Genomic DNA, 13783 nt, shown 5'->3' on the forward strand with positions numbered 1-13783 from the left:
TCCTGCTTAAGTCTTAAGCAGGATATTTGACTTACTTCTAATAGTTATGGTTTTAAACGACTAGAGAGCTTATCTAGATAACTGCAATTCCTTGCTGTATCCATAACTGTGCATCTTCTGTTGCATGCACATATACATTATAAGTTTCTCCCCTAAAGGACTGAGCTCCTAATGTAGACCACTGTGAATCAGTTAAATCCAAGTCAACTTTATCTGTCGCGCCGCCTTGAATGACCAATAAATGGTCATCAGTTGGTGTCATGGCCAGTACATCGTTGATATCTAACGTCAACGTATTGGCATAAGCATCATTAAGATGGAGATACTCTATTGAATCCACTTTGCTGCTGATTTGTGAAAGATCTAGATTATCAAAACTATTCCAAATTAGTGTGTCATTGCCATCACCACCATCAATAAAATCAAATGATGTATCATATGCGATTATGTAATCATTACCACTTCCCGCATTAAAGGATGTCGCACCATTTTTACCATCTAATGTATTCACACCATCATTACCAACTAACGCACCTGTGTTATCAATATAACTCGCATTGGTCGGGTAAATATTATCATCTCCCTTACCTCTAATTGAGCCATCTGCATTTACAATAACAGAGTAGATATCTCCTCCGACATTTGTCCACCAATCAGTTGATTTATCAGTTGAACTGGTCCAGGTAATTGCATACCCACCATCAGATAAGCCCGTTACATCTGGTCGTAAATCAAGCTTGTCAACACTACTTGTTGAAACTAGTGTTTCCCCGCCTAATTTATTACCCGCAGCATCAAATGTTTGCGAATAAATTTCCGCACGATTTCCTGCAGTGAATTTAGTCCAAACAATTACATAACCACCATGTTCTAATGCCGCTATGTCATAGTGTCCCTGAATACGGTTATAACCTACACCATTTACACCATCTGTTGAGGTATTAACACGTTTGTCAACTGCATCTAATGCAACCGGTTTATTATTAGCATCCAATGTATAACGTCTCGAATACATATTAAACTGATCCATTTGACCGCCACTATTGTTAGCATTGGTTGATTCATGGTTAGATGCCCAAGTTACAACAAACCCACCTTCTTTTAGTGCAACAACAGCAGGATCAACTTGATAGAACTTATCATTCGAGGTCAGTTTTATCTCCGTTGCAACAGGTTGACCCGTTTTGAAATCATAAACCCTTAAGAATATGTCAGCATCTTTAGCAGTATCTAAATTTGACTCACGAGAAGTCATATAAGTCATTGCAAAGAGTCCATTACCTAAGTTGGTGGTAGATATCCCCCCAATACATGCATAGTATTGATACGCTCCTGTTAAACCTTCCATAGAAGGTGCACCATTACCGCCTACCGCAGTTAATGATTGAGTAAATCCAGAACCACGGTTATTATCAAAAGTTTGTTGAATCGGCACACTATCAATCGCTGTACCATCAGCTTTAAAGCGTTGCATAAATACGTTATATGTATGGACGGTACCTGAAGAGAATACAAGCGCATAGTCTCCATTATCCATCTGTACATAGTTCGCATCTAATTCCCACTCTCTAACATTCGGTGCTGGTACATCACTGATTTTTGTACCATCTTTATTGAATTTAGCAATATTAGGTATCAATCCATTATTTGTTTGATAGTAAACCACAAACGATTCATCTGTATTGAAATGAACATCATAAGCTGAAATATAGTGCAATGCATCTGAGTTAGAATGACCTGCATTTGTGTCCTTATCAGCAACTGTAATACGACTACCTATAGCATTGCCTTTTTGGTCATAATGCTGGGCGAACATATCAAATGCATTCGCTGAACCCATATTAGAAACCCAGAATACCCAATAACTACCATCATCCATACCATAAATTTTCGAAACCGTTTGTTCTCTTGCATCTGCAACCGAGACCGAGGTTTCAGGTTTGTAAATCGTAAAGGACTCGGTATTGCCTGATTGTTCACCTTTCCCATCAGCTGTTTTAGTCGAAGTAGAGATAGTATAAGTACCTCTGTCTAAAGTTAAGCCTTTAGTCGCCCAAGCCTCTTCTGGTATTCTCCAGCTACCGTTAACTTTATCTACAACTACACCGCCACCGGCATTACTAGTGAAGGTCGCAATGGTTTGTCCTAGGTTATTTTTAATCACAACTGTAATCACATCACCCGTACCGACATTACCACGCCCGATAAAGATAGGAGTATCATCAGCAAGGTAATCAAAGTCTGGTGATTTCGTTACTGTCGCTGCACGGAAAATAGTTAACTCATCTTTCGAACTATCCTCTTTCACCGCACCACTCAATGTAACAATTCTAGCTTGGACATCAAGTAGCATGTCATTACGAGAACCATAGTTTAAAGCATCGGCATCAGATACTTTCAACGACCATTTACCTGTCGCAGAATTGATGGTTAGGTTACCATTTCTTTCAGAGTAAACTTTTCCAGCGATTGTAACTTGAACCGTTTCACCTGCACGTAAACCAGAGAATGAACCTGTTACAGTAGGCGTGGTATCTAGTGTTGACACTTTATCAACAGAGATATTTCCAACTGGTGGCTCTTTATTAATGATGACGTTCTGACTTGCCGTACCTGAAATATTACCAGCATTGTCAATTACGCGAACTTTAACATCGTACCCATCTAACTTATCATTTAAGAATTCTTTCGTATTGTCATATGTCCAGTTAGTATTTGTAACCTCTGCTTTACGCCAAGTCACACCACCATCTAAACTGATTTCAACAAATTCATCTGACGCTAAAGTTACAGATAAACGTCCATTAAAAATTAGCGTGTTATCAGCGGTATTAAAGTCACCTGCAATATTGGTATCATCGCTAATACCATCAATGCTAATCGTTGCATCTGTAATTGTTGCATCGATAGTGAGTTCTCTTTCATGCTCAGCACCAGGCGTACCAAATTGATTCACGATTTGAGCTTTTAAGCTGTACACATCGTCAATTAATGGATTTTGGGTTAGATCTAATGTCCAACCTTTTCCATCTGGATTAACCGTCGCACGCAACCAATCTTTTCCGCCATTTAAGCTTACTCGAATATATTCACCGACACTTAAGTTACGCTCGATTGTACCGCCTAAAATTACATTCTTATCTTTCGTTAAGAAGTCACTATTGCTACTACCTGTATCATCTGTCACAGTCGTGATTAAGATGCTATTTTGTAACACTTGCGTGTCATCAATCATAACGTCTTGAGTATCAGTTACCGAACCTAAGTTTCCTGCGTGATCAATCACGCGGACTTTAACTGGGTAACTACCATTTTCAAATGGCTGACTACGTTTATCAAAGTACCAGTTAACCCCATCAACTTCAGTACGAACCCACGTTGCACCATTATTAAAGCTTATTTCGACAAATTCATTTTCACCTAATGCTTTGTCTAAATGACCAAAGAATTCAAGTGTTTTATCATTTGTTTTGAAGTCTGTCGATGAGATACCATTATCATCTGAAATCCTATCAAAATAGACTTTATTCGATGCATCAGGCGCCGTACCATCGACCGTGATCTCTTTCGACGCTAACGCACCAATATCATTTACGTTATTAATGATGCGCACATCGATTGTATATTTACCATCTGCTAATGAAGATGCGCTATTGTTATAGACCCATACTCTGTCTTGAACTTCGACTTGCACCCATGTTTTACCATCAATACTAATCTCGACACGTTCACCGATAGATAGACCATTTGCCAATGTACCTTTAATGGTAAGTGTTCTATCATTAGTTATCCAATCTCCTACCACGCCCGAGTCATCGCTTATCTCAGTAATTGAAATAGTATTAGCAGCAACCCCGCCTGTATTAATGACAATTTGCTTATCAACAAAACGACCTTCGTTATTCGCCAAGTCAACTACTTGTGCTCTTAATGTATACGTTGCAGTATTCAAGTTCGCTAAATCGATATACCAATTTGTTCCTTCAACCGTTGCAACTAACCAGCTTTGTCCACCATCTAGAGAGACTTTAACACGCCCACCTTCAACTGCTTTAGAAAGCGTACCATTAACACGAATGTTGCCTGTGTTAGTCTGGAAGTCATTTGGTATGCCATTATCTGGAGAGATGCTAACAATAGCGATATCAACATCACTTGGTGTACTAGTATCAACTACCACTGCTTTATTTGCAGTTGCACCAATATTTTCAGCATCATCTACAATACGTACTTTAATGTCATACGTACCATCATTTAAAGTGACAGCATTGTCAAACAAGCTGTAATACCATTTATTACCATTTTTGGTTGCATATTCCCAGCTAAGACCATTATTTAAACTGATCTGAATATACTCATCTGCTTTTAAAATAGTATCAACATGGCCACTTACAGTGAACTTATTATCATTTGTAATGAAGTCCTTCTTCGTTACATTATCATAACCGCTGTCTTCAGTAATTGAGTCAATATAAATCTGGTTATTATCAGGTCCTTTATTATCTATAGTAACTTGCTTATTATCTTTAGCACCGACTGCACCATTGATATTCACTATCTGATAATCAACATTATAGACACCATCAGCAAGCGTACCTGTCATGAAACTCCAATCTGTACCATTGACAGTCGCAACTTGCCAATCACTGTTATTAAGCTTAATCCAGACTTGCTCATTCTCACCAAGGGTGTTACCTAACTTACCAGTAAAGATCAAGGTCGTGTCTTTAGTTTTAAAGTCGCCAATAATACCTGTATCATCCGTAATTGCATCAAAAGTAATGGTATTTGGTGTCACATACGCTTTATCAATTTCAACTGCTTGAGTATCTTTTGCTGCGCCGTTACCTGCTTTATCAAATACTTGCGCCACCAAATCATATTTACCATTTGCAAAAGGCCCGATATTAACTGTCCAATTTGTACTATCAATAAACGTAACGGTATACCAAGTTATACCATCTAACGTTACTTTAACGATATCCTCTCCAATTGGAGCTGAGATTTTACCGGTGATATCAAATTTATCTGCCGCTGTTTTATAGTCGCCAGGCAAACCGGTATCTGGAGAAATACCTAGAATGTCAATAGTTTTAGTTATCACTGGTGGTGTGTTATCAATTACCACGAGTTGTTCAGCAGATGCGCCTTCATTCCAAGCTGCATCTACTATACGAACTTTAACGTTATAGTCACCTTCATCAAAGTAACGAGTATTATCTTCATAATACCACTGCGTACCATTGATAACAGTTGCATATTGCCAACTTTGACCATTATTAAAGCTAACCAATACCTTCTCACCTTGCCCTAAGACGCTATCAAAGTGTCCATTTAAGCGTAACGTATTTGAACTGGTGACAAAATCACCCTCAATTCCGGTATCTGGCGCTATCGAATCGATATAAATTTGATTCGATTTGCTTGGTGCTACAGTATCAATCACAACTTGTTGACTATCCGTACTTCCTGGGCTACCGACTGAGTTAACAATTCTGACGTCAATTGTATACGTACCATCTCCTAATTGGCGAGATTCAAATCCTTTGAATATCCAGCTATTCGCTGTGATATCTGCTGCAGGGATTTTAATCCACGCTTCATTGTTGATGCGAATTTCAATTGATTCACCGTTACCTAATGCATTAAGCAAAGTACCATTGAAAACCAATGTATTATCACTGGTAATGAAGTCAGTAGTTTCGCCTGTATTGGTCGTCATACCTGTGATTTCAATAACATTATTTGAGACAGAGCTGCTGTTAATTTCAATCAATTGATTGTCGCTTGGACCCTCATTGCCAGCATTATCAAAAATTTGCGCAATAAGCGTATAATTGTTATTAGGTAATGGCCCAATTTCAACAGACCAGTCACCGCCCTCAACTATTGCTTGATGCCATGTTTTACCATTGTCATATGATACTTTAACAATCTCATCTGACTTAATCGGTTTGGTCGTTTTACCAGAAACTGTTATCACATTTTCGCTTGTCTTAAAGTCACCTTCAACACCTGTATCTGGGGTGATAGAGACAATATCAATGCTATTAGTCGCATCTGGTCCTTTAGTATCAATAACAATCAGTTTCGATGCAGTAGTACCCACATTACCTGCTAAATCAACCACCCTTACTTGAACATTATACTCACCATCGTTCAAAATCGTGCTTGAGTTATCAAAATACCAGCTATTGCCTGTAGGTACTGCATATTCCCATGTTTCTCCATCATCAAGACTGATTTGAACACGCTCATCCGTTCTTAATGTACGTGTCAAGGTACCTGAAATCGTTAACGTGTTATCTTTAGTGATGAAGTCACCTGCAAATTCAGTATCTTCCGTGATACCTGTGATTTCTATCTTAATACCAGAAGGTGACGCCGTATCAACAGTGATACTCCATGATGCATCGTTACTGCCTACGTTACCGACTTTAGTTACAGCTGCTATAGAAATGCTATTTTTGCCATCCGCAATTGGTTTATCGAATTGATATTCCCAACTACCATCAGGATTAACAATTGCACGTCCGACCTCAATTTTGTTCACAAAAATTGCAATTTCTTTCGCGTAATCTGGTGCATTTAAACCAACTAACGTCGGGTAATTATCATCTGTAATCGCATCATTGACTAAATCACCTTGGATTGTTCCGACATCATCAACTAAACGTACATCGCTTAGGTCTAATGCTGGAGCGATAAACGTATCAACTTCAATTGGATACTCATCGCTTTCCACTGAAACATTACCTGCTTTATCAGTAACAGTAATCACAAAACGATGGATGCCATCATCAAGCTCTGTCACTTTATACAGCCAGTTGCCATCCAAGCCAGTTGGTATTTCACCGACTTTTTGTCCATTAGTTTTATCATAAATAGTCACTGTACTACCGATTTCAGCTTTACCACGTAAGGTTGGCGAAGAATCATTAGTCGCTTCATTTTTATTGATAAATCCTTTTAACGGTGCAACTGAATCTTCAACTGAATCGATCGTACCTTTTGATGGTGCAGTCACATCATATTCAATTTCGAATGGATATTTATTTTCATTACCAGACTTACTGATTGTACGCACTTCATAGTTATGTTTACCATCTGTCACATATTGACTTGGTATAGCAAATGTCCACTTACCAGTAATATCCGCAACAGGTGCATTACCCGCACTGAGTAACTCATTCCCTTCCCAAATTTCAATAACAGATCCTGGTGTTGCGGTACCGACTAAAACAGGTGTTTTATCATTTGTTAAACCATTATTTTTAATCTGCTGCGTTGCATTATTGTCATTACCGAAGTTATCTTCTAAATAATCAACCGTTAAATTGACTTTTGAAGAATCCACATTAAAGTTCAACGGATCTGACTTAGCTGAGTTGTTTCCTGCTTTATCTTTCTCTTGCACTGTAATGCTATGTGGACCTTGTGATAAAGAAAGCGTGAAACTCCATGTGCCATCAGAATTAACAGTGGCCGTACCTATTTTCAGATTATTATCAAAAATAGTCACAACGCTATCACCAGATTCTGCTTTACCTGTAATTACTGGTGAAACATCATCAATGGTACTGTTATTTTCAACCACACCAACTTTATCACCTACACTATCTGTGATGGTCGGTAGAGCTGGTTTATTTGGCGCTGTACCATCATAATTAAAGAGGTATTCACCAGTAGGATCAGAGCTTTGATCCGCAGCATCTTTTGCAATGGCAGTAATTTTATATTGACCATCATTCGTGATTTTGTTGGCAGGCACTTCCACACTCCAGCGCCCATCTGCCGATGCTGTACCTTGGGCAACTTCAACATCATCTAATAAGATGATGATTTTCACACCACCTTCACTACGGCCATTGACTGTTATGGTTTTATCATTCGTAAGTCCGCCAGGTTGAACAATTTGCGAGCCATTGTCTTCTAAATAGTTATCCGTAAGTGTATCAATTGTTGGAATTGAAGGTTTTGAAGCCAAGACATTGAAGTTCCATGCGCTAGATAAATTACCTTCTACACCTGATTGAGTTAATGGCGCTGCTTGGAAATTATGCATTCCTCCAGACAAATTCGTCGGTGGTGTATAACTCCATGTGCCATCTTCATTTACAGGCACAGTAGTGACTTCTTTACCATCAAGATAGATCTTGATGAACTTAGTTTTGCCACCTGCGATACCTTTAAATTCTGGCTGACGGTCATCAGTGGATTCACCACGAACAATAGTCCCTTGTTTTGCACCTTCATTGTCAAATAAGTCTAAGAATTGTTCATTTAATGCAGTTGGAGCAGATGTATCAACTGTAAATGTTAAACTTGTCTTATCCCCTAAAGTCCCGACATGATTTACAGGTGCTACAGCAATGGTATGCTCGCCATCTGCTAAATCTTTAGTTAGTTTATAATTCCAAGTATTATTGATAACTGGTACGCGGCCAATTTCTTTTCCATCGATAAAGATGGCTATTTCTTCAACGCCATTTGGTGCTCGGCCCTCTAAATCTGGGCGCTTGTCATCAGTAAAACTATTTGGCGTAATTTTGCCTTTGAATTGCCCTACATCATCAATTACATCAAATGCATTTGCAGGTAATGCTGGTGGCACAGATGTATCAACTTCAATACGGTATTCATTGCTATCACCGCTAATATTACCCGCTTGGTCAACTACTTTTATGACAAAACGATGTATACCATCTTCAAGTTCAGTTGCTTTAAAGACCCAATTACCATCTAAATCAACAGGCGCTTCCCCGATTGTTTGGTTATTAAAGCGATCAAATACAATAACTTTACTACCTGGTTCAGCTTTACCCCTAAGCGTTGGAGACGAATCATTCGTTGCATCATCATTTTCAAGCGTACCAAGTACTGGTGAAACCGTATCTTCAACAGATTCAATCACCCCTGCATTTGGCGCAGTTAAGTCGTACGTTACATCAAATGGTGCTTTGACAATATTACCAGATTTACTTTGAGTTCTAATTTCATAGAAATGTTCTCCATCTGTGACATATTGCAATGGAATAATAAATGACCATTTACCCGTACCATCTGCTTTAACGACACCAATATTTAATTTCTCTCCATTTTCATAGAGTTCAATCGTCGCGCCAGGCGTCGCGGTACCAACTAACAATGGCGTATCGTCATTGGTTAAGCCGCCTTTTAACACTTGAGTGGCCGTATTACCTTTATTATCTTCAAGGTAATTCACTTTTAATTCAACACTTGATGAATCAATTGTAAAGTTAAATGCATCGCTTTGATTAGATGCATTGCCTGCTTTATCCGTTTCAACTACAGTAATGTTATGCGGACCTTGAGCTAAGTTCAAAGTATAAGACCACGTACCATCTGGATTGACAGATGCCATACCGATCTTGCTGCCATTATTATAAATAGCGACAGAACTATTACCAGATTCAGCTTTACCGCTTATTACAGGAGTTTCATCATCAATGATATCCCCTTTGCTGATTGAACCTTGTTTATCACCAACACTGTCTGTAATTGCAAGAATAACTGGTTTATTAGGTGCCGTACCATCATAATTAAAGCGGTAAATACCCGTCTCTTCTTCTGAAGTTTGACCTGCAGCATCTGTAGCAGTAGCTGTGACATTATATTGACCATCAGCGGTAATAGACGTCGCAGGAATATCTAAGCTCCATTTGCCATCCATTCCAGCTTTAACCGTTCCTGCTGGTTGACCGTTCACTAATAAATTGATTGTAACACCCGCTTCTGCACGACCATTTACTGTAAGAGTCTTATCATTTGTCAAACCATCTGGTTGGACAATGACTGATCCTGTCTCTAAATAGTCATCAACTAACGTATCAATTGTTGGTTGAGCTGGTTTTTGTGCAATAACATTAAAGTTCCAAGACTGTGTTTTTTCACCCTCTACACCTGATTTAGTTAATGGTGCAGCTTCAAATCTGTGATTACCACCAGATAAGTTACTTGGCGGTGTATAGCTCCATGAGCCATCTACCTTCACATCCACTGTCGCGATATAATCACCATCAAGATAAATTTTAACAAATTTTGTGGTGCTTCCTGCTGTACCTTTAAATTCAGGTAAGCGGTCATCTGTTGAGTCACCTTTTTTGATTGTCCCTTGAATATCACCAACGTTGTCCACTAAATCAAGCAGTGATTCATTTAATTTACCAGGTTGCGCTGTTTCAACGCTAAAGACGACTTCAGTTTTTTCACCAAGGGTGCCGACACGGTTTACCGGTGCGATACTGATACGATGCTGTCCATCACTTAAAGCAGTTTGGATATCATATGACCACTCATTATTAAGCACGGTCGCACGGTCAACTTCAATGCCATCAACAAATATAGCAACTTGCTTAACATCATCTGGCGCGCGGCCTATCAGAGACGGCTTATTGTCATCAGTTGTATCATTCGCTTTGATCGGACCTTGGAATTCACCAACATTATCGAGTATTTCAAAACTATCTGGCATCAAAATTTCTGGTTTTGAACTATCAATATCAATTTTAAACGCATCGCTCATTGGGCTTGTATTACCCGCAGCATCTGTGAAAGTCACTTGAAACTCGTGTTCACCATCTGGTAATGCCGTTAATTTTAAGACCCAATTTCCTTGGTTATCTACCGTTGTTGACGCAATAACTTCATTGCCCGTTACTTTATCATATACGCGTACTGTAGTGCCGGCTTCTCCTGTACCTCTAAGTATCGGAGATGTTTCGTTTGTGCCGCTGCCATTAGTCAGGAGTCCTGTGTTAGGTGTTGTAGTATCTTCAACACTGACAATCTCGCCTTTATCTGGTGCGGTTAAATCGTATTTAATTTTAAATTCTTTGCTTGCTTTGTTGCCCGCAGCATCCTCTGTTTTAATTTGGTAGGTATGAATACCATCCCCATTATCGTTAATGAAATTGCTCGGCACATTAAAACGCCATTGACCATTTGCATCCGCAACAATATTGGTTGCATTGATCTTAATGCCATCTTCCCAAATCTCAACGACTGCACCTGGCTGAGCCTTACCGACTAGCGTTGGCGTTCTATCATTCGTCAATCCACCGGTGTTAATTTCAGTTACAGGACCATCCGCTGTGATTGCGTTTACTTCAGCATAATCAACGGTCAACACGAGCGCTGTTGTGTTAACCACAAAATTTAACGCATCACTTTCTGATGAGACATTACCAGCTTTATCTGTCTCTTTAATCGTGATTTTATGAGATCCATCAGCAAGGGCTAAATTCATTGACCAAGTTCCATCAGTATTGACATTTGCAAAACCTACTGAAGTCCCGTTGTTAAAGATTTCAATTTTGCTGTCACCAGATTCTGCCTTGCCACTGATTTTCGGTGCACTGTCATCGATTGTACTGTTATTAACAACTGACCCTTTTACTTGTCCCTGTGCATCTTCAATGTTAAAGATAGGTTTAGAAGGAGCAGTACCGTCATAAATAACTTGGTAAATACCGGTTTCATCAGAATCTTGACCTGCTGCATCTTTAACATACGCAGTAATATTATATGTACCATCACTTGTAATGATGTTGTTTGGTAAATCAATAACCCACTTACCATCTGCTCCAGATGTAACTTCGGTTGCATAAACGCCATTAACATTGATGATAACTTTGATGCTTGATTCTGCTGTACCACGAATGGTTAAATTTTTGTCATTCGTAATGCCTTCAGGCTGAATTACTTTCGCGGCATTACCAAAATCATCCGTCACTTCGATAATTGACGGTCGCTCCGGTCTTGTTGCAAGCACATTAAATGCCCATTCAGTTGTTTTATCACCTTCAATTCCTGAAGCACTTACTGGCGCGGCTTGAAATTTATGCTCACCACCAGACAACTGCGCAGGTACCGTATAACTCCAGTTACCTTCACTGTCCACTTCTACAGTTGCTGCATAGTTGCCATCTAGGTATATATTAACGAATTTAATTACCTCAGAACGAACAATCCCTTTATATTCCGGTTGTCTATCATCTGTTGAACTACCTGGTTCGATAGTACCTTTAACCTTACCCACATCATCATATAAATCGATATCATTTGCTTTTAATGAAGGGGGTTTAGCGATGTCAATAGTGAAATCAATTCTTGATTTTTCACCATACGTACCCGCTTTATTAATAGCTGAGACTTCAATATAACGATTGCCTAATGGTAGATCTTCTGTAAATTGATAAGACCATGCATTATTGGCAACCATCGCGCGGCCAACTTCTTTACCATCAACAAAAATGGCAACTTCTGAAACTTCACTTGGCACGCGACCTGTTACAGTTGGCTGCCTATCATCTGTCATAGTGCCATTTGTGATTGGGCCTTTAAATTGACCTACATCATCTAAAATTTCCCATTGAGTCACATCAATAATAGCTGGAATACTGGTATCAACAACTAAATTAAATGGCGTTGTCGGTGCAAATTCAGTCATATTGCCAGCTTTATCGACTGCTTTGAATTGGAAACCATATTGACCGTCAGCTAGGGCTAAGTTTGCTGGTAATTCAAATGACCATGAGCCATCAGCTTGTACAATTACTTCTGGATCTAATGCGACTTCATCACCATTAATATACAAACGTATTGTAGCGCCAACTTCAGCCTTACCGCTGAATGTTGGGCGAGTATCATCTGTATGATCATTCGATTTCAATGCACCTTTTAATTCACCAACATTGTCTGTTACTGATTCTAAAATTAATCTATCTTCAGGAAGAGTAGATACCTCTGTATCAATATTGATTTCAAATGCTGGTTGTGGCATTTTTGATGTTTCATTACCTGCTGCATCCACTGCCGAGAACTGAATCAGGTGCTTGCCATTTACTAATGCAGTTGCCAATTCATATGACCAGTCACCTTTCTCATCAATTAATACTGCAGGTGTGATTTCTACTTCTTTACCATCAACAAACAGTTTCAATCTAGTGCCTGGCTCACCGCGTCCATTAAACGTTGGGTTTTTATCATCAGAGAAATCACCTGATTTAATTTCACCTGTATACTGACCAATATTATCAACTACATTAGTCACATTAAATTCAAACCCAGGGATGACATTCACTTCTGTGTCGACTGTGATATTATAAATATTACTTGGATTACTAGTATTGCCCGCTCTATCTGTTACAGTGATGTAAAACTCATATTGATTATCAACAAGCGTTTGACTTGTAATTGTCCACAATCCAGTTGCATCAGCAATTACCTCACCAATCAATGTTCCATCAAGTTGGTTATACAACTTAACTAAGCCACCGGCCTCTGCATTGCCACTAAAGACTAATTGGTTGTCATTGGTAAAGGCGCCATTTGCCAAGCTACCGGAGATTGGATCCACATCATCAACAATTGTCGTAATTTGGCCAATTGATGGTGCAGTAGTATCAATATCAATCGGTTTAAGCGTAGCTGGGCCTTTATTGCCTGCTTTATCTTGTTGTTGAATGCTTAGCTCACCTTCAAATCCTTCATTGAGTTCAGGTAAGGTTAATTCAAAATTCGCTTCACCATTTCCATCAGCTGGACCGTACGTTAATGGATACTGACCGTCTTTTGGAGAAGTGCTAAAGACAATTTCTTCACCGCCTGGAAGCGTAATCACAACATCTAAGCCTGCTTCACCTTTGCCTTTAATTGTAGGCGCTAAGCTACTGACTTCGCCTGTTTCGGGATTTGCTCCTACTATTTCTATTTCATCTATAGCAGGTGGGGCTTTTGTATCCACAATAATTGGGAAACT

Annotated in this window: 1 protein-coding gene; it reads right to left on the reverse strand. The window is 39.2% G+C overall.

From position 1 onward, the window contains the following. Window positions 1-73: 73 nt before the first annotated feature. Window positions 74-13768: an Ig-like domain-containing protein gene (locus BMW37_RS10180; RefSeq protein WP_093320565.1), complete on the reverse strand. Its 13695-nt coding sequence runs from the start codon at window positions 13766-13768 to the stop codon at window positions 74-76. Window positions 13769-13783 lie beyond the last annotated feature (15 nt).

This window comes from Thorsellia anophelis DSM 18579 (genome assembly GCF_900111395.1).
Taxonomy (GTDB): domain Bacteria; phylum Pseudomonadota; class Gammaproteobacteria; order Enterobacterales; family Thorselliaceae; genus Thorsellia; species Thorsellia anophelis.